This is a genomic window from Microbacterium horticulturae (genome assembly GCF_029094505.1).
Taxonomy (GTDB): Bacteria; Actinomycetota; Actinomycetes; order Actinomycetales; family Microbacteriaceae; genus Microbacterium; species Microbacterium horticulturae.
Map to the genome: position 1 here is coordinate 186,602 of NZ_CP119108.1, position 26,130 is coordinate 212,731.

Below are 26,130 nucleotides of genomic sequence, written 5' to 3' on the forward strand. Positions count from 1 at the left end.
CCGCCGCGAGATGGCAGGATGCAGACGTGACCATCGGCAGTGAGAACGATCTCGCGGCGCGGCTTCGCCTGGCCGCAGCGCAAGACGCCGGGCTGCAACCCATCGACTGGAGCGCCCTGCCTGCCGACGTCGAACGCGATGAGTTCGCGGCGCCCAGCGGCCCGCTCGCGCGCATCGCCCTCGGCCCGGTCGACGGTGAGCGCGTCGTGCTCATGCCCGGGATGACCGGGTCGAAAGAAGATTTCGTGCGCGTGATGCCGTTGCTCGCGGCATCCGGATTCCGCGTCGAATCCTTCGACATGGCGGGCCAGTACGAGTCCGGTGTGGCGGGCCCGCCGCCGGGCGGACATTACGCGATGGCGCTGTTCGAAGAAGACCTGCGTGCGGTTCTGGCCGCCGGACCTCCTGCGCACCTGCTCGGTTACTCGTTTGCGGGAACCGTCGCCGCCGCGGTCGCCGGCTCGCACCCCGAGCTCGTGCGCAGTCTCACTCTGCTGTCGACGACGCCGGCGGTCGGTCAGGCGCTTCGCGCCTTCAAGGTGCTGGGACCGTTCAGCGGCCTGCTGCCCTCGAGAGCGCTCGGGCGGCTGTTCGTCTGGGTGCTGCGACACAACGTGCATCGTGCACCGCTCGACCGCGCCGCGTTCGTGACGGCGCGATTCGACAAGACGCGCCTCGACAGCGTGATCGACATCTTCGACCTCATGAAGCACACGCCCGACGTCGCGTCGGCGGTGCGGGCTCGCGGCGTCCCGACCCTCGTCGTCGCCGGGCGGCACGACGTCTGGCCGGTCGATGCGCACCGCGACTTCGCTGAACGTCTCGGCGGCAGGCTCGTCATCCTCGACGCCGGACACAGCCCGTGCGAGAGCGCGCCGCACCAGCTCGCGGAAGCCATGACCGACTTCTTCGCCGCCGGCCGCTGACGCGGGGTGGATGCCGCGGCCCCGTGTCTTCGCCGCGGCGGGGCGCCGTGTGCCCTGTGCCGTGTGCCCCGGCTTGCGGCATCATCCCGAACTGATGCCACCCTCGTTCCGTCGTCGCAGATTACCGATTTTCCGGGCGAGAACGGTCATCCGTGACGACCGAACGAGCGGAGTGGATGCTGGGGCCCGCGGCATCCACCACGGGATCTTCCGTCGTCGCAGATTACCGATTTTTCGCGCGAGAACCGTCATCCGTGACGACCGAACGAGCGCGGCGGCGAGCCCGGAGCACCGTGCGGCGGCGGCGCCGGCGCTCCCGCCAACCGATCTCGCGCAGGTTCAGCGTGATGTCGTGGAACGCCCACGACGCCCGGCGCTTGAACCCTGCGACGTTCTGGAACGGCCGCGCCGACACGCCCACGTGCAGCTCGGCGTCGTACTCGACGCGCATGTCGGCGTCGAGCGTCATCGTGATCTCGAGGTCGTCGTGCACGTGCGGATCGTCGAGGTGCACGCGGTCGCGGACGCGCTCCCACACGGCTTGGCGCAGTGCGAAGTTCGACCCGAACACGGGCTGCTGCCCTGCCATGATGCGCACGAACCAGAAGTATCCGGCGAGATAGACGTGCCCGCCGACCCAGCGCCAGAAGCGTCCGGCGCCGTAGAACTCTCCCGTGCCGGTGAGGCCGGCCAGCTCGGGGTCGGTGTCGAACCGCTCGGCGACGCGGGCTGTCCAGTGCGGATCAGGCCGGGAATCGGCATCCAGTCTCCCGATCACCTCGCCGACCGCGGTGTCGAACCCGGCGGCGGTGGCGCGCAGCACGCCACGGCGCGGTTCCGATACGACACGCGCGCCGGCGGCCCGCGCGACGGCCACGGTGTCGTCGGTCGAGCCGTTGTCGACCACGATGATCTCGTCGGGCGCCCGCGTCTGCGCGGCCAGGCACCGCAGGCACTCACGCAGCATGGCGGCGTCGTTCAGCGACGGGACGACGACGCTCACGGTGCTCATCGTCGCCAGCCTACGGCCACCGGCGCGTCTGGTCGGTGTGTGGAGGGCCGTTTCGGCCCGCGCCGCTCGCGCAACGTCCGGGGCGGTGTGCTTATCCCCAGGAGGGCGCGAGAACCCCTGGGCGTCGTTTCGACTCGCTTCGCTCGCTCAGCGACCGGGCCACCCCATTTCCATACGCGGGAATACATGCGCCCGCGCCCTGGTTGCCGCCACCGGAGGAATCCCTTGGACTACGGACACCCGCTGCGCTTCGGCGTCTTCATCACCCCCGCGAACGCGCAGCCGCAGGCGCCGGTCGCGCTCGCCCGCCACGCCGAGACATCGGGTCTCGACCTCGTGACCTTTCAGGACCACCCGTACCAGCCGGCGTTCCTCGACACGTGGACGCTGCTGTCGTACGCGGCGGCGCAGACCGAGAGCATCCATCTCGCTCCCAATGTGCTCAACCTGCCGCTGCGCCCGCCGCTCGTCGTCGCGCGCGCGGCCGCGAGCCTCGATCTGCTGAGCGGCGGTCGCTTCGATCTCGGCCTGGGCTCGGGCGCCTTCTGGGACGCCATCGAGGCCATGGGCGGGCGCCGGCTCACCCCCGGCCAGGCTGTTTCGGCGCTGGAAGAGGCCATCGGACTGATCCGTCAGTCGTGGGATGCCGCGACCCGTGGCGGCATCTTCGAAGAGGGCGCCTACTACCGGGCTCACGGCGCGAAGCGCGGTCCGCGTCCGGCACACGACATCCCCATCTGGCTGGGCGCGTACAAGCCGCGCATGCTCGCGCTCACCGGCCGGCTCGCCGACGGCTGGCTGCCCTCGCACGGCTACATGAAGCCGGGCGACCTCGCGGCCGGAAATGCGCGCATCGACGATGCCGCAGCCGGTGTCGGGCGCGACCCGCACGAGATCCGCCGGCTGCTGAACATCGGCGGCCCCTCGGGCGACGTGCAGGGCTGGGTCGAGCAGCTCGCGCAGCTGACCCTCGACGACGGGATCGGCACCTTCATCCTCGCCGCCGACGACGCGGGCTCGATCCAGGCGTTCGGTGAGGAGATCGCCCCGGCCGTGCGCGAGCTCGTCGCACAAGAGCGCGCCGGCCGCGGCATCGCGCCGGCGTCGACGCGCTCAGCCGCGGCGCTCGCCGCCCGTCGCAGCGGCATAGCGTACGACGACGTGCCTGCAGGTCTCCATGTCATCGAGCCCGGCGACTTCGACTACGCCGACGTGCAATCGACCTACATGCGCGGCGGCGAGCCGGGCATCGTCCTGCAGCCCGACTCGCCGGCACAGGTGGCCGCAGCGCTCGCCTTCGCGCGCCGGCATTCCGACCTTCCGCTCGCCGTCCGCAGCGGGGGCCACGGCATCTCCGGACGTTCCACGAACGACGGTGGCATCGTCATCGACCTGCGTCGCCTGAACGACATCGAGGTCATCGACGAAGCCCGGCGCCTGGTGCGCATCGGTCCCGGCGCCCGCTGGATGGAGGTCGCCGCCGTCCTCGCCGAGCACGGCTGGGCGCTCAGCTCGGGCGACTACGGTGCGGTCGGCGTCGGGGGACTCGCCACAGCGGGCGGCATCGGTTGGCTCGCCCGCGAGCACGGCCTGACCATCGACCACGTGCGCGCGGTCGAGGTGGTGCTCGCCGATGGCATGATCGAGCGGGTGGATGCCGCATCCGACCCCGAGCTGTTCTGGGCGATGCGCGGCGCAGGCGCGAACATGGGCATCGCGACCGCGTTCGAGTTCGAGGTCGACGAGGTCGGCCCGCTCGGGTTCGCGCGGCTGGTGTTCGATGCGTCCGACACCGCCGACTTCCTCGTGCGCTGGGGGCAGACCGTGCAGGCCGCGCCGCGCGAGGTGACGAGCTTCCTGATCATGGGCCCGCGCCGGCCCCGACAGCCGCAGGTCGCGCACGTCATGGCGATGGTCGACCGCTCCGAGCCCGACGACATCGTCGCGGCGCTGCAGCCGTTTGCGCAGCTGGGCCCGCTGCTCGACCAGCAGGTGCAGTTGACCTCGTACGCCCAGGTCATGTCGAACGCCGACATCGGCCCGCAGCATGGCGCCGGCGAGCCGCTGGCGCGCTCGGCCCAGCTCGACGAGATCACACCGGCTGCGGCATCCCTCATCGAAGGGATGCTGGACGCCGGCGACTCGTACTTCTTCCAGATCCGGTCGGTGGGCGGGGCCGTGGCCGATGTGCCCGAAGACGCCACCGCCTATGCGCACCGGCAGGCGGCGTTCTCGGCCGTCGCGTTCGGGGCCGATCCGCAGCGGCTCGACGTGCACTGGCGCGAGCTCGCCGCGCATGCGCGCGGCGTCTACCTGAGCTTCGACTCGACGCTGCGACCCGAGCGGATCGGCGAGGCGTTCCCGCCCGCCCACCTCGCGCGCCTGCGCGCTATCAAGGCGCGAGTCGACCCGGACGGGGTGTTCTCCGACAACTTCGCGATTCCGCCCGAGGAGGGCGTGACCGGCTGAGCGCGCCCGTGGGTCCGGGCGCCGGGCTCCGGGCGCCGCGTGACGGGCTAACGCGCGGCGTCGCGCAGGTGCCGGCTCTCGTGGCCGAGCACCTTGACCATCACGCCGCGGCGGCGCAGCTCGGCAAGGGTGCGGTTCTCCTCATCGCGCGAACGGCCGAGCGCGTGGATGCTCGCCACGACCACGACGTCGCCGTTCTGCAGCGTGCCGAACAGGCGGACCAGCCGCTCTTCCCAGCTCTCGAGCGTCTCGGGAGAGGGATGCCGGAACCCCTCGATCGGCACGCCGAAACGCGTCAGGTCGTCACGCTGCTGCTTGATCGACGGCATGTCGTCGCGTGCGACGACGACGCCGACCAGGCGCGACCCGGTCGGGCGTGCCTGCCACCAGTCGCGGTCGCTCTGCAACTGCTCGAAGCACTCCGGGCATTCTGCCGCCACGTGCTCCGCAGGACCGCTCTCGTTCATGACTCTATTCTCCCCCGCGCCACCGACACTGACGAGCGTTTGGACTCGGGCGCGCTGCGCGCGCCGCTTGCGGGGCGACCGGCTCTGAATTTCGGTCGTCACGGATTACCGATTTTCCCGCCGAAAGCCGTCATTCGTGACGACCGAACGGTGGAAGACGGGGTCGTTGACTGAGCGGCGCGGGTCGAAGCGACGAAATGTCGAAGCGACGAAATGTCGCAACGTCGACCCTCACTCGTCTTCGAGGCGCAGGCGCAGGCTCATCTCGTCGGCGTCGAGCTCGGCCAGCGCATGGCGCAGGGTCGCCGAGCTGTACGACCCGCCGTGCGAGAGGTCGGCCAGCGACCGCCGCATCGCGGTGATCGAGATGAGCCGCAGTTCGAGCATCTCGCGGGCGACCGCCGAGCGATCGTCGCTGGGCGGGGCGCTCATCTGATCGCGCAGGCGCTCGGTCAGCTGCGGAGTGAACGGGGCGCCGTCGTGCTTTCGCAGCTCGGTCGAGCTCAGCGCCTGAGCACTCGCGGCGCGCAGCGCGGCATCCAGACGCGCCTTCTCGCCCGCCAGCGGCGACTCTTCGCCGGTGTTGGCCAGCCCCAGGATCCGCACCACCCAGGGCAGGGTGAACCCCTGCATCATCAGGCTGATCAGCGCCACGAGGAACGCGACGAACACCAGCAGCGCCCGGTGGTCGATGCCCTCGCGTGGCAGCGTCTGAGCGGCCGCGAGCGTGACGACACCGCGCATGCCCGCCCACACCAGGATCGTCCCGTTGCGCCAGCCCACCGGCTGTGACTGGTAATAGTCGAAGTCGGCGATCAGGCGGTTGACCCGCGTGCGCATCGTGTCCACGCGGCGCTGCTGCCGCGCGGGATCGGACGGTGCTCCGCGTCCCTGAGGAAAGGGGATGCTGCCGTCCTCGAGGCCGTCGAGCCGTTCGCTGAAGTGGGTGAGGCGGTCGCGGTCGAGGCGGTCCGCGCGTCGCGACTGCCCCCACACGACGAGCGACACGTACGCGGTGCGCACCAGCAGCACGATCGCGAGAGCCACCAGCGCCAGCCACACGCCCTGCCAGACCGCGTGCCCGAACGAGCCGACATCGGCGATGGTCTGCTCGAGGATGTCGCGCAGCTCGAGCCCCATCACCAGGAACACGGCGCCCTCGAGCACCTGCTCGATCGTGCGCCAGTTGAGATTGTCGCTCAGCCGCTGCTCGGGGGTCAGCCGGCGGCGCGAGCCCTGCCCGGCCACGATGCCCGCGACCACTGCGGCCACCAGACCCGAACCGCCGAGGTGCTCGGTGGGAAGGTACGCGAGGAACGGCGCGCAGAAGCTGATCGCGGTGTTGGCGGCCGCGCCGCCGATCCACTCCCGCAGCATCAGCACGACCCAGCCGACGATGGCGCCGACGATGAGGGCGGCGACCACACCCCACGCGAACGTGCCGATCGCGCCCCAGACGGAGAAGCCGCCGGCGATGGCGGCCACGGCCGTGCGCAGCAGCACGAGGGCCGTCGCGTCGTTCAGCAGGCTCTCGCCCTCGAGCATCGTCACCACGCGCGGCGCGATACCCAGCCGTTTAGCGATGGAGGTGGCCACGGCATCCGTCGGGGAGAGGATAGCTCCCAGCGCGATGCCCACCGGCAGGCTCACGCTCGGGATGACGAGCCAGAAGAACACGCCCAGCACTATGGCACTGACCAGCACCAGCACGACGGCCATGCCGGCGATGGGTCCGAAGTCTCTCCGGAACTCGATGGCCGGGAGTTTGACTGCCGCCGAGTACAGCAGCGGGGGCAGCACACCCACCAGGATCCACTCGGGCGGGATCGGCGGGATGTCGACGAACGGCAGCACCGAGATGATGAGGCCCACGGCGACCAGCAGGAGCGGGCCGGCCACGCCCAGCCGTTGTGCGAGCGTGTTGATGACGACGATGACGATCACGCCGGCGACCGCGATGACCAGTCCGAGCAGCAGGGGGTCTTCCATCGGTCCTCCTCGCGATGCGGATGTGGGAGGGAGAGCGGCACCGCGCGTCCTCTGTGCGAACCGCCGCGGAATGTCCACCGATCGGGCATATGCGGGCTGCGGCATCCTCGCCCCGGCGGTGCGCTCGCGATAACGTTATCGCATGACGTTCACCGGAAATCTGAACGTCCGGGGGGAAATTGTGAGCGGTCCGACACGTGTGGACGATGTCCTTTATCCGGACATCGAGCCTTACGACAGCGGGATGCTGCTGGTCGGCGACGGGCAGCGGGTGTACTGGGAGCAGAGCGGTAACCCTGATGGCAAGCCCGTGGTGTTCCTGCACGGAGGGCCGGGCAGCGGCACGTCCGCATGGCACCGGCGCTTCTTCGACCCGGAGCGCTACCGCATCGTCCTTCTCGACCAGCGCGGCTGCGGCAAGTCGACCCCGCACGTCTCCGATCCCGACGCCGACCTGCGTCACAACACCACCTGGTACCTCGTGGCCGACCTCGAGCTGCTGCGCAAGAACCTCGGCATCGACCGCTGGATGGTGTTCGGCGGGTCGTGGGGCAGCGCGCTCGCGCTTGCATACGCGCAGGCGCATTCGTCGTCGGTGAGCGAGATCGTGCTGCGCGGAGTCTTCACACTCCAGCGGCATGAGCTCGAGTGGTTCTACGAGGGCGGGGCGGCGGCGCTGTTCCCCGACAAGTGGGAAGAGTTCATCGCCCCCATCCCGGTGCTCGAGCGCTCACGCATGATCGAGGCGTACCACCGCCGGCTGACCGACCCCGATCCGTCCGTGCATGTGCCGGCGGCGGTGGCGTGGTCGCGCTGGGAGGCAGAGACGATCTCGCTGCTGCCAGACGAGGAGAGGGTGGCCGAGGCCGTCGAGCCCGACCACGCCGTGGCGTTCGCGCGCATCGAGAATCACTACTTCCTCAACCGCGGATGGTTCGGTGACCATCAGCTCATCGCCGGGGTGGCGTCGCTGCGCGGCATCCCGGCCGTCATCGTCCAGGGCCGCTACGACGTGTGCACCCCGATGATGACCGCGTGGGAGCTGCACCGTGCCTGGCCCGAGGCCGAGTTCGTGGTGGTGGATGACGCGGGTCACGCCGCGAGCGAGCCCGGCATCGCGCGGGCGCTGCGCGCCGCGACCGACCGCCTCGCGGGCTGAGCCCGGCTGCGGCCCGCCGCTGGCGGGGCGGGGGCAAATTCATATGAATTTGCCCTGTGCACATCAAACCGGCGACAGATTGATGTGCAGTGGACGGTTTGATGTACAACGGGCGGTCCGGCGCGCGGCCCCCGCGCGCCGGTTAGAGCAGCCCCGCCACCGCCTCGCGCTCGCCGACCAGCTCGGCGACCGACGCGGCGATGCGGGCCCGGGCTCGGGCATCCACGTCCAGTCCCTCGACGGTGCGGTATCCCGACCCGTCGCTCGTGACCGGGAACGACGACACCAACCCCTCGGGCACGCCATACTCGCCGTGTGAGACGACGGCGGCCGAGGTCCAGCCGGCGTCGGCGGGTCGGCCGAGCATCCAGTCGCGCACGTGATCGATCGTCGCGTTCGCCGCGGAGGCGACCGACGACGACCCGCGCACCTCGATGATCTCGGCGCCGCGCTTCGCCACCCGGGGGACGAACTCGTCGTCGAGCCAGCCGGCGGCGTTCTCCGCCCCGCCGAAGCGCTCGGCCAGGGCCTGCATCGCGGGCCTGCCGTCGACCGTCGCGTGCGCGACGTCGGGGAACTGCGACGCGGAGTGGTTGCCCCAGATAGCCACATCGCGGATCGCCCCGGCGCCCACGTCGAGCGCCGCCGCCAGCTGGCCGACCGCGCGATTGTGGTCGAGGCGGGTGAGCGCGGTGAACCGGTCGTCGGGCAGCTCGGGTGCCGCCGCGCGCGCGATGAGGGCATTGGTGTTCGCGGGGTTGCCGACCACCACGACCCGCACGTCGGGCGCCGCATGCTCCTGGATCGCCGCTCCCTGCGGTCCGAAGATCCCGGCGTTCGCTGCGAGCAGGTCGGCGCGCTCCATGCCCGGCCCGCGCGGCCGCGAGCCCACGAGCAGCGCTATGTCGCACCCGTCGAAGCCGATCGCGGCGTCGTCGGTGACCTCGACGCCGCGCAGCAGGGGAAAGGCGCCGTCTTGCAGCTCAAGCGCGGCGCCCTCGGCCGATCTCAGCCCCTGCGGAATCTCCAGCAGCCGCAGCCGCACCTCGCGGTCGGGCCCGAGCAGGTCGCCCGCCGCGATACGGAAGAGCAGGGCATAGCCGATCTGGCCGCCCGCGCCGGTGATGGTCGCGGTGACAGGTGTCTGCGCCATGGTCTGAGCCTATTCCGGCGAAGTGCGCGGCGGAGGTCGGGTGTTCAGAACTCCGCTGATCTGGTGGATGGATGCCGCGGCGCGCCGTCTTCGGGGCGATCGAGGCTCGGATGAGCGGAGGTCTGAACCGGGGTCGGTCGTTGAGCGAGCGCAGCGAGTCGAAACGAGCCTGGTGGTCGGGAGTCGTTTCGACTCGCTCGCTTCGCTCGCTCGCTCAACGACCGGGGCTCAACGACTGGGCACGCCCCGGATCAGGTCCGCCGCCACCTCGCCGATCACGATCGCGGGGGCGTTCGTGTGCCCGCGGATGATCCGCGGCATCACCGACGCGTCGGCCACGCGCAGTCCCTCGACCCCGCGGACGCGTAGCTCGGGGTCGACGACGGATGCGGCATCCACTCCCATCCGTGCGGTGCCGACCGGGTGGTACAGCGTGTGCGAATAGCGGCGCAGCGACAGCTCAGCACGCTCGTCGGCACTCATGCGCTCGCCGCCGGCAGGCTGCACCCAGGCGCCGGTGGTCATAGCGCGAAGCGCGTCGGTGTCGAGCAGACGCTCGCACACGACCAGTCCGGCGCGCAGCGTCTCGGCGTCGGCCGGATCCGACAGATACCCGGGGTCGATGAGCGGCTTCTCGTTCGGATCCGCCGATGCCAGCCGCACGGTGCCGCGGCTGCGCGGCTGCAGCAGGATCGCCCCGACCGTGATCCCCTCGCCCGGCAGCGGCACCAGGCCCTCGCCGACATACGGCGCCGCGGCGAAGATGATCTCGATGTCGGGCAGTCCGTCGCCGCCGTCGGTGCGCACGAACCCGTAGGCCTCGGCGACGTTCGACGTCAGCATGCCGCGACGCTGCGCGAGGTAGCGGACGAGCTCGGCGCGCTTCTCAGCGTTGTAGAGCGTGCCGCCGCGGACGGCGGGCGCGAGCCCGGCCACGAGGTGGTCCTGCAGGTTCGCCCCGACCTCGGGAGCGTCGACGAGCGGGTGGATGCCGCGATCACGCAGGTGATCGGCGGGTCCGATGCCGCTCAGCTGCAGCAGCTGGGGCGTGTTCACGGCTCCGCCGCAGAGGATCACCTCGCGCCGCGCGACCGCCTGCCGCGTGATCCCGTCGATCTCGACGTAGACGCCGGTGGCGCGCGTGCCCGCGAACGTCACGCGCCGCACGAGCGCGTTCGTCACCACGCGCAGGTTGCGGCGGCGGGATGCCGGGCGCAGATACGCGTCGGCGGTCGAGGCCCGCGCGCCCCGGGAGTGCGTGACCATCGTCTGCGAGAACCCCTGCGCCGCGGGAAGGTTCGCGGGCGTCACCGGATACCCGGCCTCCCGCGCGGCCTCAAGGAAGGCGACGGTGTGCGGCCGCGGGTCGCGCTGGTGCTCGACCCGCTGCGGGCCGGCGGTGCCCTGGGTCTCGTCGGCGGCGTCCTGCGTGTTCTCGACGCGGCGGAAGTAGGGGACCAGCCCTTCCCACGACCATCGCGGGCCCACGGCATCCCCCCACGCGTCGTAGTCCGCGGCGAAGCCCCGGATCCACATCATGGCGTTCAGCGACGACGATCCGCCGAGGGTCTTGCCGCGCGGCCAGTACACCGTGCGGCCCTCGAGGTGCTCCTGCGGGATGGTGTCGTAGTTCCAGTCGTAGGGTCCGCGGAAGAGCTTCGAGAACGCGGCCGGCACGTGCAGCTCGAGCGCCTTGTCGGGTCCGCCCGCCTCGAGCAGCAGCACGTCGGTGTGCGGATCCTCGCTCAGGCGCGCGGCCAGGGCGGCGCCCGCCGACCCCGCCCCGACGACGATGTAGTCGGCGTGCAGCGGTCGGCTCACGAACGCATCGCCTTCGTGAGCGTGGCGATCAGGCCCGGCACGCTGTGGTGCATGTCCCACCGGGTGAGGCCTTCGCTCACGGCCGTGCCGGTGCGCGCGTCGACGAACCACGGCGGCTTGGGCAGGACCGAGAAACGACCTCGCCCGCCCAGCGACCGCGGGAAGGGGCGGAACGGCCCTCGCATGACCGACCGCTCCACGTGGTCGAGCAGCAGCGTGTTGTGCACGACGCCGATGCCGCTGGACACCTCCTCGAGCGTGCCGCCGGGGAACGCGCCCCACGACAGCACGGGCGTGGCGAACACGATGCCCGTCCAGGCGTTGATCGCGATGCCGCCGTAGCGCAGCTCGGCGATCGCGCGCTCGAAGCCGTCGCCCAGCGCGTGCTCGGTGTCGGAGTCGATCAGCACGTTGGCGCCGAGGGTTCCGGCGAGTCGGTCGTTCGCGTGCGCCACCGCCGCGTCGAGGAACTCCTGCCCGTTGCCGGGCAGCTCGACGACGCCCAGTACCGGTGAGAAGTACTCGGTCTGCTCGAGGGCCGTGGCGTCGTCGCCGGCGCCGATCTCGACGAGCGCGCGCGTGTGGTCCGCGCACCACTTGGCGTCGGGATAGTCGGTGGATGCCGCAGCCAGCTTGCCCTCGCTGTTGGGGTACCAGACGGGTCGCTGTGGGGCATCCGCGTACGCGGCGCGCAGCGCCTGCAGAAACTCGTCGCGCTGCGCCCAATCGCGGCTCATGATCACGACCTGGCCGGCGATGCAGTTGTGCCCGCTGTTATGCAGCCGCATCGTCGCGATGTGCGACGCCTGGTAGGCAAGGTCGGCCTTCGACCAGCGGCCCGGCACGACGATGATCGGGGAGACGCCGCCCAGCTCGGCGGTGATGGGCGTGGCCAGCTTCGGGTCGTCGGCCGCGCGACGCCGGGCTGCCTCGTCGCCCGTGCCCCACACGATGGCGTCGAACGTCGTGGCCGCCCCAGTGATGTGCACGTGAGTGAAGGCCTCGTGCCCGGTCAGGTACGCGCCGACGTCGCCGGCACCGCGCACGACGCGCAGAAAGCCGGGCTCGACCAGCGGAGCCAGCGCCCGCTCGTAGATCGGCACGAGCGCATCCTGCGTCGGGTTGACCTTCAGCACGCTGACGCGGTTGGCTGCCAGCAGCTCATAGAACACGTCGAGCACCGGGATCGCCGTGATGTTACCCGCGCCCAGCACGAGTCCCACGGTGGCGGATTCGTCGGGATGCCGCTGCCCCAGCCCCGCGTCGGTCCGCGCCTGCGCGCCGCTGACGCCCGGCTCGAACCACACCTCTCCGGTGAAGCCCGAGAGCAGGATACGGTCCATTCCCTCGGCCGGGAACACATGCGCCCGCACCCGGTCCCCGGGCGCAGCATCCATTCGGACCCCGTGCAGAGGGCTTGCGCCGTCGTCGAGCCGACGCAGCGTCGCGATGTAGCCGTCGATGGCCTCGAGCACCGCGTACGGGCCGGCCAGCCACTCTTCGCCGAACAGCGGATTCGACTCGTCGAGACCCTTCGAGCGGGCCGCGGTGGTCGCCCACTCTTCGGAACATGCCACGACGGCCGCGCGCACCCGCTCGAACAGCCGGGCCCGCTGGTCGAGCGTGAGCAGCGTCCAGGCGCGGGCGCCCGTCTGCACGGCGCCGATCGCGGCGTCGAGCGCGTCGCGCGTCCCCTCGGGAAGAGCGGGGGATGCGGCGGCCTTCCCTTTCGGTGCGGGTTTGGTCTTCGGCGCGGGCTTCGACTTCGGTGCGGGCTTGGCTTTCGGCGTGGGCTTCGCTTTCGGTGCAGCCTTCGCCTTCTGCGTGGCCACGGCGCCGGGGTCGGGCTCGTCGCCGGGGTCAGGCTCGGCGCCACCGGCCGAGGTCGTCGGGGCGTTCGTCGTGGAGGTGTCCTTATCCACAGGAGGCGCGGACGAGGCGGCATCGGCCGTCGCGGAGCGCGGCTCCGGTGTGGCGACGGAGTCCGGGGCGGAAACCTCGGCCGAAGCCTCGGTCGAAACGTCGGTGGAAACCTCGGTGGGGGACTGGTCGGGGCTGGTGTCGGCTGACGGCACGTCGCTCTCCTTCGGGCGGGGTTCTCAGTCTAGGCGTGGGATCCGGTGTCAGCGCCGGTGCGATCCCGTCGCGTTCGGCGAGGGGCGCGCGGGGTCGGCGCCGGCGTCGATGTCGCCTCGGCGCAGCCGGTACCGGCCGAGGGCGATCAGGCTCAGCACGATAAGCACGGCAGGAGCGATGCTGAAGCTGACGACGATGCCCGAGACCGCGGCATCCGGCTGCGTGACCGTCATGTCGTTCGTCGACGAGACGTATCCGGTGATGGCGAGGATGATCGACAGCGCCGTCGCCCCGAGCGCCATGCCGATCGTCTCGCCGGCGGTCCAGACGCCGCTGAAGGTTCCGGCCCGGCCGGGCCCGTTCGTGCGCTCGTCGTGCGAGATGACGTCGGGCAGCATCGCCATCGGCAGCGACTGCATGCCCGCATAGGCGATGCCCGCGACCGCCACCGGCGCGTAGGCCCAAGCACCCGGCGCGAACTGCAGGCCGAACAGGGAGAGCGCCGCGACGGCGAAGACGACGCTGGCGAACGCGAACGTGCGCTCTTTGCCGAGGCGGCCCGCGATCGCTCCCCAGCCCGGCGCGGCCAGGAAGGCCGGCGCGATGAGCGCCGCGAACAGCAGCTCGACGGCGGCCTCGGAGTGCAGCACCCAGGTCGCGACATACTGCGCGCCGGCGAGCATGAGCCCGGTCGCCAGAGCCTGCAACAGGTACGCCGACAGCAGGGTGCGGAACGGCGCGCTGCGCCGCAGGGTGCCGATGCCCTCGGCGTAGTGCGCGCGGATGCTGAGCCCCGCGCCCGTTGAGCGAGCGGCGGAGCCGCGAGACGAAACGCCATTGGTGTCCCATTTCGACTCGCTTCGCTCGCTCAACGAGCGAGAGGCCGCGAGCTTTGCGACCGTCGTTGCCACCAGCATCCCGCCCGCCAGCACGATGCCGGCGACCACGCCCATCAGCAGATATCCCGTGACGGGGTCGCTCGTGAGCCGGCGCAGCGCCGGTCCGCCGGCGCCGAACAGCAGGATCGCGAGCGTCAGCACCACGACGCGCCAGGTGAGCAACCGCGTGCGCTCGTCGTAGCCCGGCGTGAGCTCGGCGGGCAGGGCGATGTACGGCACCTGGAACAGGCTGAAGGATGTCGCGGTCAACAGGAACGCGACCAGCACCCAGATCGCGCCGAACACCGGGCCGAGCGCGGGAGGCGTCGCGAAGGTCAGGGCGAAGAACACCCAGATCGTGCAGGCTCCGATGAGCATGAGCCGGCGGCGGGTGCCGTGGCGCGACCGGTCGCGGTCGCTGAGGGCGCCGACGATCGGGTCGATGATGACGTCCCAGATCTTGGCCGCCGTGATGACGATGCCGGCCACGAGGGCCGCGACGCCGAGTGAGTCGGTCAGGTAGTAGGTCAGCACGAGGCCGGGCAGGGTCGCGAACCCGCCCGTGCCGATCGAGCCGATGGCATAACGGGTGATCACAGGGGGCGGCAGCCGGGGAGCGCGCGCGGGCGCGTTCGTTTCGGGTGCAGCGGCGTCGGGAGCGTCGTTGCTCATCCCGTCAGTGTATGTCGCGGGCGGCCCGAGAACTGGTCGACGTCCGGTCGTTGAGCGAGCGCAGCGACCCGAAGCGACGTCGACGCGGCGGAGTGTTTCGACTCGTCGCTGCGCTCTGCCGCCCCAGAGCTTCAGTCGTCACGGATTACCGCTTCACGCGAAGAAGACGGTCATCTGTGACGACGGAACCGCGCCCAAGAATTTCAGTCGTCACAGATGACCGTTCTGCGCGACCAAAACGGTCATCTGTGACAACTGAAGAAAGCGCTCCTCGCTCAACGGCCGAGAGCGACGGCCTCCAACGCCCCGGCGATCGCGACGACCCCTTCGACGACCTCGGCGAACGAGGTCGACAGCGGCGAGAGCCCCATGCGCAGCCCGCCCGGGTCGCGGTAGTCGGGGATCACGTCCTGCTCCCACAGCCGCGCCGTGACTTCGCGCATGGCCGGATGTGTCAGTGTGACGTGGCCGCCCCGGGCCGCGGCATCCCGCGGCGATGCCACCGACACCCCCGGCAGCAGCGTGTCGGCCAGACGCACGGCGAATGAGGTCAGGGCGACCGACTTCGCGCGCACGGCGTCGATGCCGACCTCGCCCAGCAGCGGCAGCGTGTCGCGCAGGGCGAGCATGCCGGTGATCGGGGGCGTGCCCGACAGAAAGCGGCGCACTCCCGGCGCCGGCTCGTACTCCGGGCCCATCGCGAACACGTCGGCCGCGCCCATCCAGCCTTGGATCGGCTGGGTCAGCACGTCCTGCCACCGCGTCGCGACATATGCGAACGCGGGCGACCCCGGACCGCCGCCCAGGTACTTGTACGTGCAGCCCACCGCGAGGTCGAAACCCCACGCGTCGGCCTGCACGGGAACCGATCCGGCGGAGTGGCAGAGGTCCCACACGATGAGCGCCCCGGCGTCATGCGCGAGCCCGGTCAGGGCGGCGGCATCCGCCATATGTCCCGACCGGTATGCGACGTGGCTGAGTAGCACGACGGCGGTCGACGGGCCCAGCGCCGACGCGAGCAGATCAGCGGTCACGCCGCCGTCACGCGGCGCCTCGATCCAGCGCACGCGCCCGCCGCGCTCGGCGGCGACGCCCTCGACCAGAAAACGGTCGGTGGGAAAGTTGTCGCGATCGACCACGATCTCCACACGCTCCGGATCGACTGCGTGTGCGTGGTCGAACGCCGCGCGCAGCAGTTTGTACAGCAGCACGGTCGTGGAGTCGCCGATGACCGTCTGCGCGGGCGCCGCGCCCAGCGCGACGCGCCCGAGCAGGTCGCCGAGCTCGAACGGCTGACTCATCCAGCGCTCATCCCACCCGCGGATGAGCCGCCCGCCCCATTCATCGCGCACGAACGCGCCCACCGATTCGGCCGTCGCGCGCAGCGGCCTTCCCAGTGAGTTGCCGTCGAAGTAGACCAGTGACGTCTCCGACCCGACGAACAGCGAGCGGTGCGCGCGCAGCGGGTCGGCGGCGTCGAGGGTGGATGCCTCGGCCCGTGCGTCGGCGAGGCGGGCGTCGAGAAGGTCAGGGCTCATGGGGCGTCAGCTCCTCGGTGGGTACGACAGTCGCCGCGCCGAGCCACTCCGGGATCGCGGCCTCGTCGGCGGGCGGGGGACCGGACACGAACGTGGCGACCCCGGTCTCAGGGTGCGGCAGAGGCCAGGGATCGGTGAGCGCCGTCACGAGCGCGGGTCCCCGCACGCCGGCCTCGTGCAGCGCGTGCAGTTCTTCGACGAGCAGGCCCGCGCCGCGCGGCCCATTGCCCAGGTCGGTGCCGTACAGCACGGTACCGCCGGCCGCTGCGAAGCGGCCGAGATTCTCGATGGCGATGGCCGGGTCCTCGTTGATGGTGAGCGTCGAGATCCAGCGCTGCCCGGCATCGACCGCACGGGCGATCAGCTCTTCGTCGACCCGCTCAGTGAACGGCGTGTGCGCTATCGTGTCGGCTCCGGCATCCACCGCCAGCTCGGCCATCCCGTCGCCCTCCACGTGCGCGACCACCGGCAGCGAGCGCGCGTGCGCGGCAGCGATCACGGCGTCGAGCGTGGGGCGGTCGAAGACGGGCCCGGCCGCGGAGTTCAGTGCGACCTTGATGACGGCGGCTCCGGCATCCGCCATCTCGTCCACGCTCGTGCGGGCGCCGCCCGACACTCCCGGATCGGCCGAGGCCGAGGTCACCATGTGCACGATCTGGGCCGGTGCCCAGGGCTGGAACGTCGGGTAACCGCCCGGCACCGTCAGGAACGCACCGGCGTATGCCACGTACGGAATACCGCGCTTGGGGCGACGCGCGAAGTACGCGGGGTCACCGCCGAGATCGAGCGCCGCCGCGATTCCGCGTGCGGGCAGGGCGTGCTCATTCACCAGGTGCAGGTGCAGGTGGTGGTCCATGAAGGCGGGCAGAGCAATACCCTCTTGCCCGGTGATCGCCCGACGGCAGGTGTGGGCGTGCGGTCCCAGGAGCGCGGCGAGGCGCTCCGGATCGACGTGCGGCATGGTCATCTCCCGATCTCGGTGCGCACCGCGTACAGCTCGGGGAAGAACGTCAGGTCGAGCGCGCGCTTGAGAAAGCTCACGCCGCTGGACCCGCCGGTGCCCCGCTTGTATCCGATGATGCGCTCCACGGTCTTCAGATGCCGGAAGCGCCACAGCTGGAAATTGTCTTCCAGGTCGACAAGCTCTTCGCACGTCTCGTATTCGGCCCAGTGCGCATCGGCGTCGGCGTAGATCGCCGCGAACAGCGGCACCAGTTCGGGCGTGAACTCCCACGCCTTGGTCACGTCGCGCTCGAGCACCGCCTGCGGAACGGCATGGCCGGCACGCGCGAGCAGCCGCAGGAACTCGTCGTACAGGCTCGGCGCCTCCAGCGCCGCCGTGACCAGCGCGAGGTTCGCGGGGTCGGATTCGAAGACGCGCAGCATCCCCGCGTGCTTGTTGCCCAGCGTGAACTCGACCGCGCGGTACTGCGCCGACTGGAAGCCGCTGGCATTGCCCAGGATGCCGCGGAACTGCGAGTACTCGGTGGGCGTGAGCGTCGCCAGCACCGACCACTGATCGGTGATCGTCTTCTGGATGTGCTTGACCCGCGCTATGCACTTCAGCGCGTGGCCGAGCTCGTCGGCGCGCAGATGCGCGCATGCCGCGCCCAGCTCGTGCAGGATCAGCTTCAGCCACAGCTCGGTCGTCTGGTGCTGGATGATGAACAGCAGCTCATCATGATGCTCGGGAGAGCTGAGGGGATGCTGCGCCTGCAGCAGCGTGCCCAGCTCCAGGTATCCGCTGTAGGTCATCCGGTCTTCAAAGTCCGTGATGACCGTCTCTTCGATTGTTCTCGTGTTGCGCTCGACGCCTTCGTCCACGTCGTCCAGCCTATGCGCGCTCGCCGGAGGGGTGGATGCCGCGGCAGCGGTGAGCAGCGGAATGCCCGGTGGCGACCGACACTCGCTCAAAACCTCATTGAACTTCCCGTTCACACAGGCGAGGGGACAGGCGAGCGCGGGCGGGCAGGCCAGAGCGGACGGGCAGGCCAGAGCGAGCGGACACGCGAGCGCGAGCCGGCGGCCGAGGGCGCGCGGGCTGCGCGGGCGACCGCGGCAGCGCGTCAGATCAGCGAAAGCTCGCGCAGCTTGGCCTCGACGTCGGCGTTCGACGGCTCGACCTGGTGCGAGGCGTCGGGGTACACCACGACGGGGATGTTCTTGCGGCCCGAGATCTCTTCGGCGACGTCGGCGGCCGAGGGGTCGACGACGAGGTCGATGTAGTCGTACTCGATACCGAGTTCGTCGAGCTGCTTCTTGGTGCGGCGGCAGTCACGGCACCATTCGGCGCCGAACATCTTGATCGGAGAAGTCATGTCTCCATTCTCCCAGCTCACAGCAGGGGAGACGCTGAGCGCAGCGACGCGATGCTGTCGAGCACCACCGACAACTGCGTGGCGAAGCGCTCCCCGGCGGCGGTGGCATAGCCGTATCGTCCGGACGCGGCCACGCGCGGGTGCGCTGCCGCGTCGACCGCGGCATCCCGCTTCTCGATGTCGTAGGTTCCGGCGGGCGCCTGCGCGCGCTCCTGCTCTTCGATGCAGCTGCCGACGGTGAACGCCGTGAGGATCGAAACGGCATCGGTCGACGCCTCGACGGTGAAGCCCTGCTGCTCCATCCAGGCCAGCCCCGCCTCCTGCCCGCGCAGGAGCGACGCGTCGGTGAGGGCGGTGCCGCTGAAAGCGCGCGCGCCGTCGCGGTGCGCGAGCAGCCCGCGGCGGGTGGCGTGTGCGTACTGCTCGAGGGCGTCGCGCCAGCCCTCGACAGAGGGGGTGGATGCCGCGGCCGCCGTGCCCGCGCCATCCGCGCGTGCATCGCCGGCCCCCGCGCGGGCCGCGTCCTTATTCCCGGGAGCGTCGCCCATCAGCGGCACCGCGCGCCCGATCTCGGTCCACACGCGGGTGCCCATCTCGTCGAGGAGGGCCTTCTTGTCGCGCACGTGCCAGTAGAGCGCCGGCGCCTTCACGTCGAGGCGTGCCGCGACGGCCCGGACGGTGAGGCCGTCCATGCCGACGTCGTCGAGCACGGCCAGCGCGGCGTCGACGATCGCGTCGCGGGTGATGCCTTTCGCCATGGTTGACAGCTTAACGGCGTTAAGGGAAGATGGCCACATCGTTTAACAACGTTAAGGAGAGATCATGAAGGCTGCAGTCATCGACGCCGCAGGAGCGGCCCCGCGTTATGACGACTTCGCCGTGCCGGAGCCCGCCGAGGGCGAGCAGCTGATGCGGGTCGTCGCCGCCGGCATCCACCCCGTCGTCCGGGGAATGGCGAGTGGGCGGCACTACGCCAGCGGGGGCACATATCCGCTCGTGCCCGGGGTCGACGCCGTCGCGATCGGCGATGATGGCGTCGCGCGGTACACGGGGCTCATCCGGGCTCCCTGGGGCACGATGGCCGAGCAGGTCGCGGCGCGGTTCGGCGTGCCGCTGCCCGACGGCGCCGACCCGATCGCCGTCGCGGGCGGGCTCAACCCCGGTATGAGTTCGTGGATGCCACTCCTGGCCCGCACGGGCGAGGTCCAGGCGCTCGGCACCGTGCTCATCGTCGGCGCCACGGGTGTGGCCGGCCGCATCGCCGTGCAGAACGCGTTCGCGCTCGGCGCCGACCATGTCGTCGGCGTCGGCCGCAATCCCGAGCGGCTCGACGAGATCGGCGCGCTCGGGGGCGTGCCGGTCGCGCTCGCCGACGGGCCCGAGGCCATCGCCCGAGCCCTCGACGGCACGTCGCCGAGCATCGTGGTCGACTTCGCGTGGGGCGAGCCCGCCGAGGCGGTCTGGCAGGCGCTCTCGCGCCGCGGCCTGCACGACGATGAGGCCGACATCGTGCACGTACAGATCGGCACGATGGCGGGTGCTACCGCGGCACTGCCCGGCGCGCTGCTGCGCAGTCGCCGCATCGTCGTGCGCGGCGCGGGGGCCGGGTCGACTCCGGTCGCCGAGCTCATGAAGCAGCTGCCCGGTTTCGTGCAGCGCGTCGCCGACGGCGAGGTCGTGGTGCCGGTGCGCGCCTTCGCTCTGTCGCAGGTCGCCGAGGCGTGGGCGTATCGGGGCGCGGAGCGCGCCGTCGTCGTGCCCGACTGAGATCGGGCGAGACTGGTACACGTGGGTTTCACACGCGCCGAACTCGAGTCGTACCGCGGCCGCGGCATCCCGGACTTCGTCCCCGAGTATCCGCGGCTGATCTTCGTGGGCATAAACCCCGGACTGTGGACGGCGGCGACCGGGGTGCCGTTCGCGCACCCCGGCAACCGCTTCTACCCGGCGCTCGTGCGGGCCGGCGTCATTCCGCGCGTGCCCGAGATTGGCGTGGAAGGAATGCCCGATGTCGACCGGCGCATGTTCTTCGACGCCGGGATCGGCATCTCCAACCTCGTGCGCCGCGCCACTGCCCGGGCCGATGAGCTGAGCCGCGACGAACTGCGGGAGGGCGCCCGCCGCCTCGAGGGCGACATTGAGCGATGGCATCCCGCCGTCGTCGCGGTCGTGGGCCTCACCGCGTATCGCCAAGGGTTCGGGCGGGCGAAGGCCGCCGCCGGCAGGCAGCCTGAGGCCCTCGGTGGCGCCGAGCTCTGGGTCGTGCCGAACCCCAGCGGACTGAATGCGCACGACACCGTGGCGACACTCGCCGAGGCGTACGCCGCGCCGGCGCGGGCGGCGGGGGTGCTGCCGGCCTGATGTCCGGTCGTTGAGCGAGCGAAGCGAGTCGAAACGAAAGCCCGACCCGTTTCGACTCGCTCGCTGCGCTCGCTCGCTCAACGACCAGGTCTTCGACCCTCGCTCAACGACCGGGAGTCTTCGACGCTCGCTCAATGATCGGCACGCGGCTCCTATGGAGTCGCCCACACCCCGGAAATCCTCCAGGTGAGCGTGCGACGATGGAACAACCGCGCCCGCCGCGGCCACCGAACCGGAAGACCCATGCAGCTGTCGATCATCGTCCCGACCTACAACGAGGCGCCCAACGTGGCAGAGCTCGTGCGTCGCGTGGCCGACGCGGTGCGGGGGATCGAGACCGAGATCATCTTCGTCGACGACAGTGTGGATGCCACGCCCGCCGCGATCGCCGACGTGGCGGCATCCGCTCCTCTTCCCGTCCGGATGATCCACCGCGATACGCCCACCGGCGGCCTGGGCGGTGCGGTGGTCGAGGGCATGAAGATCGCGGATTCCGACGTCTGTCTGGTCATGGACGGTGATCTGCAGCATCCCCCCGAAGACATCCCGGCGCTGTTCGGACGTTTCGGTGTCGGCGACGCCGATGTGGTCGTGGCGTCGCGGTACATGGTCAGCGGGTCGGCGCGCGGGCTGGCCGATCGCACGCGGGTGTGGGTGTCGAAGCTGTCGACCCTGTTGACGCGGGCGATGTTCCCGATCCGGTTGCGCGGGGTCACGGACCCGATGACCGGGTTCTTCGTCGTGGACCGCACGCGTATCGACCTGGAGGGGTTGCACCCGCGCGGGTTCAAGATCCTGCTCGAAATGCTCGCGCGCAAGAGTGTGCGGGTGGTGGAGGTGCCGTTCCACTTCGCGGACCGGTTCGCGGGAGAGTCGAAGGCGTCAGTGCGGCAGGGCGTGAACTTTCTCGTGCAGCTGACCGGGCTGCGGTTCGGCAAGATGTCGCTGTTCGCACTGATCGGCGCGTTGGGCGCGGTGGTGAACCTCGTCATCATGTGGGCGCTGATCCAGCTGGGGATGAACTACATCCCCGCCGCGATCATCGGCGCCGAAGTGACAATCGTCGGAAACTTCCTGCTGCAGGAACGGTTCGTCTTCCAAGACATGCGGTCGGATGCCGCGGGTGTCTGGTCGCGGTTCGCCAAGTCGTTCGCGTTCAACAACATCGAGGCGCTGGTGCGCATCCCCGTGATAGCGCTGCTGGTGAACACGTGGCACATCTCGAGCGTCATCGCCGCAGGGCTGACCCTGATCGTGGCGTTCGTGGTGCGGTTCATGTTCCACTCGTTGGTCGTCTACGCACCCCGCAAGGCCGGCGCCCGCTCGCGCGTGCGCGAGGTCGTCGAGGAGATCGACGCCCAAGCCGCGACGCCGGGGGAGTTGTGACCGGTCAGTTTTCCGCATGTTGCCGTCGGTCACCCGCACGTGTCCCGCGCCGACCTTGATCAGGCCGGTAGGCTGACGGAATGGGGACTGGGGAGCCTTCGTCGGTCGCGCTCGCACACGATTACGTGACGCAGCGCGGCGGCGCCGAGCGCGTTGCGCTTTCGCTCTCGCGGGCGTTTCCGGATGCGGCACTGCACACGACGCTGTACCATCCGCCGACGACGTTCCCCGAGTTCGCCGACGTCGACGTGCGTGCGATGCCCATCAACCGGTGGGGTGTGCTGCGCAGGCACCACAGGCTCGCTCTGCCGTTTCTGGCTCGGGCTGTGGACCGCTATCCGATCGAGGCGGAGGTGCTGGTGGCCAGCTCCAGCGGCTGGGCCCACGGCATCCCGACCACTGGTCGCAAGGTCGTGTACTGCCATGCTCCCGCCCGGTGGCTGTACCAGACCAACCGGTACGCCGGCGATGGTGCCCGTTCGGGGGCCGTGAATGCGGTGGTGCGGATGCTGGGGCCGGGCCTGCGCGAGTGGGACCAGCGCGCGGCTCGCTCCGCGGACCGGTACCTGGTGAACTCGACGGTGATCCGCGAGGCGGTGCGCGAGGTCTACGGCATCGACGCCGAGGTGCTCGCGCCGCCACCCGCGCCGCTCGCGGCCGAGGGAGCGTCCGAACCGGTGGTGGGAGTCTCCGAGCCCTTCGTGCTTTGTGTCGCGCGACTGCTCCCCTACAAGAACGTGGACGCCGTCATCGACGCCGTTGCGCAGGTCCCGGGCATGGGGCTGGTCGTGGTGGGTGATGGGCCCGAGCGCGCTCGGCTTGAAGAGCGGGCGCGCCGTGTCGGATCGACCCTGCTCGCGGGCCGGGTCAGCGACGCGCAGCTGCGCTGGCTGTATGAGAACAGCATCGGCCTCGTCGCGGCATCCCATGAAGACTTTGGGCTCTCGCCGCTCGAGGCGGCATCGTTCGGCAAGCCCACCGCCGCGCTGCGCGACGGCGGCTACCTCGACACGGTCGTTGAACATCGCACGGGCGCCTTCTTCGATGCGCCCACCGCTGCGGCGATCGCGGCGGGCGTCGACGAACTGGTGGGGCGGAAGTGGGGTGCCGCAACCATCACCTCTCACGCCGACTCGTTCAGCGAGGCCCGGTTCACCGCGCGCATCCGTGCAGTGGTCGAGGAAGAGCGTGCGCGCGCCTGAGCGGGCGAATGCCCGCGCGAGGCACGTAGGGCTCGTGCGCTCTATGCTCTGGAGCCTTGTCTTCGCGCTCGCTCTCGTTGCGCTGTATGCGTTGGCCGTGCTAACGCCCTTCGGGCAGGAGATCGACGCGCGCAGCCTGGGGCGCTCGTTCTTCGGCGGGCCGGCGCTGACTGCCCTGCTCACGTTCCTGCGACCGGGCATCCCTGCGCTCCTCGCCGTAATGGCGATGGCAGCTGTTGTCGTGGGGCTGGTGCAGCGTCGCTGGGTGGACACGTCGGTGTGCGTCGCAGTGGCGCTCGTTCTCATCCTCGGCAGCGGGCCTCTGCGTGACGCGGTCTTCGTGCGGCCGCTGCTCGGAGACTTCGGCTACTTCGTGAACTCATACCCCAGTCGCCACGTCGTCGTCGGACTTGCGTTGGCAGTTCTCATCGTGCGGCTGTGGCCGTGGGAACGAAGCGTGGGCGCGGCGAGGGTCGCGATGGTCGCCGCCGTGGCGGTTCTCGCTGCGGCCTCGGTCATCACGTTCGCACACCGAGCGAGCGACGTGATCGGCGCAGTGTTGCTGGTGGGCGTGTTTGCCCCGGTTGTCGCTCGTGGCCGCGTGCCAACCGCTACTCAGGCGATGAACCGGCGACCGCCCCTTGTCTGGGTCGTGGCGGCAGTGACCGTGGCTGCCAGTGTCATGGTGTGTGCGCCGTCGCGAGGCTGGGTGGCCCTCGGGTTCTCGGTGCTGGTGCCGGTGGCTGTGGCATCCCTCACCGTCATTGTCTTGCGCGTGGCGGTGCCCGAGCGCGCCGTCACTCGTCGCGGACTTCAGGCAGGTACGCCGCCGCCTGCAGAGTGAAGAGTTCGGCGTACACCCCATCGAGTGCCATGAGTTCGTCGTGCGAGCCGCTCTCGACGATGCGGCCCGAGTCCATGACGTAAATGCGGTCGGCGTTGCGCACCGTCGAGAAGCGGTGCGAGATGACCAGCGCCGACTTGCCGCGGATCGTCTTGCGCAACGACGAGAAGAGATCGTACTCGGCACGCGGATCGAGTGCTGATGAGGGCTCGTCGAGAACGACGAGCGGTGCATCACGATAAAACGCCCGCGCGATGGCGACGCGCTGCCATTGCCCGCCCGACAGATCGTGACCTCCGTCGAACCACCGCGTGAGCGGTGTGTCGTAACCATCCGGGAGATCGCGGAGAAAGTCGTCGGCCCCCGACGCTCGGGCGGCTTCGAACACGCGTGCCTCATCGGGTTTGGCATCAGCGCGACCCAGAGCGATGTTCGTGCGCCCATCCATGGCATAGCGCACGAAGTCTTGGAAGATCACTGCCGTGCTGGCACGGATGGTTCCGGGCGGAAGGTCTCTTGCGTCTGTCTCGTCCCAGGAGATCCGGCCGCTGTCGACGGGATACAGCCCCGCCATGATCTTGGCGAGTGTCGTCTTCCCTGAGCCGTTCTCGCCGACAAGGGCGACGACCTCGCCTTTGCCGATGCGAATGCTCACGCCGTCGACAGCAGGATCCGTGCGCCCCGGGTAGGTGAAGGCGATGTCGTCAGCAATGACCTTGTCGAAGTCGAAGGGATCGGCGGTGGTCTCTGCATCAGAGCGCTGCGGCGCCAGCGTCATGAACTCCTGTAGGTCATCGATGAACAGACCCGACTCGAAGATCGTCTGGACGCCGCTCGCCAGCGCCTGAACTTGTGTCGCGAGTGAGCGTACGGCCACCAGAGCGGCACCGGCGGTCGCAACGCTGAGGCCGTTGCTGGAGATCAGCCAAACGAGGACGAGGAGCGTGAGCCCGAGCACGATGGCCGACACGAGCTGACCGGTCACGTTGTAACCGGCGCGGTGGCGCAGGTGCCGCTTCAGGTCGGCGAGGTACCGGTCGTACAGAGCGTTGAACCTCGCGCGCAACGTGCGAGCGAGGCCGAACGCGCGCACTTCCTTGGCTTCGTCGCGGCCCGTGAGCAACAGGGAGGTGTAGGCACGCTGGCGCTGTGGCTGGGTCTGCGCGACGTTGAAGCGAAACTCCAGCCGGCTCTCCCGACGGCTCGTGAAGATGATCGGGATGCCGCTGAGTAGCAGCAGCGGGAGCAGTAGAGGGTTGAAAGTGGCCAGGGTGACCGCGAGGGCTATGCCGGTCACTGTCGCGCCGATCACGGCGATCACGCCGTTCGTGACCTGGAACGGTTGAGTTAGCGCGCTCGTGCGCACGCGTTCCAGGCGGTCGAAGAACTCGGGCGACTCGAACTGCTTCAGCCCGACGCCGGTCGACACGTCGAGGAGACGTTGCCACATCGCACGGGCCACCGACTCGCCGACATAGCGGCTCAGAAAGCTCTGCACCGAACCGATGACGGCGCTGCCGGCGGTCAGCAGTGCCAGCGCGGCGACGCCGGCGACGAGCTGGGGGATGGATGCCGCGGGCGTGCCGAGTGCGAGGATGCCGTTCAGAACCCACTGGACGCTGAGCACCTGTGCGGCCAATAGACCGGCGCCGAACAGCTGCAGTGTGATCAGCCAGATGAAGGGCGCGCGCGCCGCCGACCAGACGAGGGACAGGCTGAAGCGCACCAGTCGCCACAGCCGCCCCAGGCTCTTGGACGTCGTCGATGACGGATCGTTCCCCACGTGAAGAGATTACCGTCCTGATGCGGTGCGCATTCTTGCGGGCGCTTCTTGCCGGCGAATGAGTCCACTGTTAGAG

General features: G+C 70.2%; 21 protein-coding genes. 8 read left to right on the forward strand and 13 right to left on the reverse strand.

Features of this window, described 5'->3' with window-relative positions; translation table 11 throughout:
* Positions 1 to 26: 26 nt before the first annotated feature.
* Positions 27 to 926, forward strand: a complete 900-nt coding sequence (locus PU630_RS00885; RefSeq protein ID WP_275278471.1) for an alpha/beta fold hydrolase — start codon at positions 27 to 29, stop codon at positions 924 to 926.
* Between the two features lie 223 nt (positions 927 to 1,149).
* On the opposite strand, the gene PU630_RS00890 is transcribed toward PU630_RS00885, so the two are convergent.
* Positions 1,150 to 1,938, reverse strand: a complete 789-nt coding sequence (locus tag PU630_RS00890) for a glycosyltransferase family 2 protein (protein WP_275278472.1) — start codon at positions 1,936 to 1,938, stop codon at positions 1,150 to 1,152.
* A gap of 225 nt (positions 1,939 to 2,163) precedes the next feature.
* Between PU630_RS00890 and PU630_RS00895 the strand changes: the two genes are divergently transcribed.
* The gene (locus PU630_RS00895) at positions 2,164 to 4,407 is read left to right on the forward strand and encodes an LLM class flavin-dependent oxidoreductase (RefSeq protein ID WP_275278473.1); all 2,244 of its coding nucleotides are present in this window, start codon (positions 2,164 to 2,166) and stop codon (positions 4,405 to 4,407) included.
* Between the two features lie 47 nt (positions 4,408 to 4,454).
* Here PU630_RS00895 and PU630_RS00900 read toward each other — a convergent pair whose 3' ends face one another.
* A complete protein-coding gene (locus tag PU630_RS00900; protein ID WP_275278474.1) occupies positions 4,455 to 4,874 on the reverse strand; it encodes a recombinase family protein in 420 nt (139 codons plus the stop codon).
* A 231-nt stretch (positions 4,875 to 5,105) separates the two neighbouring features.
* Entirely contained in the window at positions 5,106 to 6,863 is a 1,758-nt protein-coding gene (locus PU630_RS00905; protein ID WP_275278475.1) for a cation:proton antiporter, read from the reverse strand.
* A gap of 244 nt (positions 6,864 to 7,107) precedes the next feature.
* Here PU630_RS00905 and pip point away from each other — a divergent pair, with 244 nt between their 5' ends.
* Positions 7,108 to 8,022 (forward strand): prolyl aminopeptidase, encoded by a 915-nt coding sequence (gene pip, locus PU630_RS00910; protein WP_428982018.1) that lies wholly within the window; start codon positions 7,108 to 7,110, stop codon positions 8,020 to 8,022.
* A 142-nt stretch (positions 8,023 to 8,164) separates the two neighbouring features.
* Here pip and PU630_RS00915 read toward each other — a convergent pair whose 3' ends face one another.
* From PU630_RS00915 to PU630_RS00955, 9 genes are all read right to left on the reverse strand, one after another.
* Positions 8,165 to 9,175 carry a malate dehydrogenase gene (locus tag PU630_RS00915; protein ID WP_275278477.1) on the reverse strand — a complete coding sequence of 337 codons (1,011 nt, stop codon included), beginning with the start codon at positions 9,173 to 9,175 and terminating at the stop codon, positions 8,165 to 8,167.
* A gap of 228 nt (positions 9,176 to 9,403) precedes the next feature.
* Entirely contained in the window at positions 9,404 to 10,996 is a 1,593-nt protein-coding gene (locus PU630_RS00920) for a GMC family oxidoreductase (protein ID WP_275278478.1), read from the reverse strand.
* A complete protein-coding gene (locus tag PU630_RS00925; RefSeq protein ID WP_275278479.1) occupies positions 10,993 to 13,071 on the reverse strand; it encodes an aldehyde dehydrogenase family protein in 2,079 nt (692 codons plus the stop codon). The genes PU630_RS00920 and PU630_RS00925 overlap by 4 nt, the downstream gene beginning before the upstream one ends.
* 48 nt (positions 13,072 to 13,119) lie before the next feature.
* Positions 13,120 to 14,622 (reverse strand): MFS transporter, encoded by a 1,503-nt coding sequence (locus PU630_RS00930; RefSeq protein ID WP_275278480.1) that lies wholly within the window; start codon positions 14,620 to 14,622, stop codon positions 13,120 to 13,122.
* 275 nt (positions 14,623 to 14,897) lie between these two features.
* Positions 14,898 to 16,160: a kynureninase gene (locus PU630_RS00935; RefSeq protein ID WP_275278481.1), complete on the reverse strand. Its 1,263-nt coding sequence runs from the start codon at positions 16,158 to 16,160 to the stop codon at positions 14,898 to 14,900.
* Positions 16,150 to 17,127, reverse strand: coding sequence for an amidohydrolase family protein (locus PU630_RS00940; RefSeq protein WP_275278482.1), 978 nt, complete (start codon positions 17,125 to 17,127; stop codon positions 16,150 to 16,152). The genes PU630_RS00935 and PU630_RS00940 overlap by 11 nt, the downstream gene beginning before the upstream one ends.
* Positions 17,124 to 17,984, reverse strand: coding sequence for a tryptophan 2,3-dioxygenase (kynA, locus tag PU630_RS00945; RefSeq protein WP_275278483.1), 861 nt, complete (start codon positions 17,982 to 17,984; stop codon positions 17,124 to 17,126). Before kynA ends, PU630_RS00940 begins: the two co-directional genes overlap by 4 nt.
* Positions 17,985 to 18,226: 242 nt before the next feature.
* The gene (locus PU630_RS00950) at positions 18,227 to 18,478 is read right to left on the reverse strand and encodes a glutaredoxin domain-containing protein (RefSeq protein WP_275278484.1); all 252 of its coding nucleotides are present in this window, start codon (positions 18,476 to 18,478) and stop codon (positions 18,227 to 18,229) included.
* A gap of 17 nt (positions 18,479 to 18,495) precedes the next feature.
* A complete protein-coding gene (locus tag PU630_RS00955; protein ID WP_275278485.1) occupies positions 18,496 to 19,236 on the reverse strand; it encodes a TetR/AcrR family transcriptional regulator C-terminal domain-containing protein in 741 nt (246 codons plus the stop codon).
* 64 nt (positions 19,237 to 19,300) lie between these two features.
* Here PU630_RS00955 and PU630_RS00960 point away from each other — a divergent pair, with 64 nt between their 5' ends.
* The 5 genes from PU630_RS00960 to PU630_RS00980 all read left to right on the forward strand — a co-directional run bounded on the left by PU630_RS00960 (position 19,301) and on the right by PU630_RS00980 (position 24,271).
* Positions 19,301 to 20,245: a quinone oxidoreductase family protein gene (locus PU630_RS00960; protein WP_275278486.1), complete on the forward strand. Its 945-nt coding sequence runs from the start codon at positions 19,301 to 19,303 to the stop codon at positions 20,243 to 20,245.
* Positions 20,246 to 20,266: 21 nt separating this feature from the next.
* On the forward strand, positions 20,267 to 20,839 hold the full coding sequence (locus PU630_RS00965; RefSeq protein WP_275278487.1) for a mismatch-specific DNA-glycosylase: 573 nt from the start codon (positions 20,267 to 20,269) through the stop codon (positions 20,837 to 20,839).
* 243 nt (positions 20,840 to 21,082) lie between these two features.
* The gene (locus tag PU630_RS00970; protein ID WP_275278488.1) at positions 21,083 to 22,225 is read left to right on the forward strand and encodes a glycosyltransferase; all 1,143 of its coding nucleotides are present in this window, start codon (positions 21,083 to 21,085) and stop codon (positions 22,223 to 22,225) included.
* An 80-nt stretch (positions 22,226 to 22,305) separates the two neighbouring features.
* The gene (locus tag PU630_RS00975) at positions 22,306 to 23,427 is read left to right on the forward strand and encodes a glycosyltransferase (protein WP_275278489.1); all 1,122 of its coding nucleotides are present in this window, start codon (positions 22,306 to 22,308) and stop codon (positions 23,425 to 23,427) included.
* Positions 23,428 to 23,470: 43 nt separating this feature from the next.
* A complete protein-coding gene (locus PU630_RS00980) occupies positions 23,471 to 24,271 on the forward strand; it encodes a hypothetical protein (protein WP_275278490.1) in 801 nt (266 codons plus the stop codon).
* Here PU630_RS00980 and PU630_RS00985 read toward each other — a convergent pair.
* Positions 24,225 to 26,054, reverse strand: coding sequence for an ABC transporter ATP-binding protein (locus PU630_RS00985; RefSeq protein ID WP_275278491.1), 1,830 nt, complete (start codon positions 26,052 to 26,054; stop codon positions 24,225 to 24,227). The two genes, PU630_RS00980 and PU630_RS00985, sit on opposite strands and share 47 nt — an antisense overlap.
* Between the last annotated feature and the right edge of the window lie 76 nt (positions 26,055 to 26,130).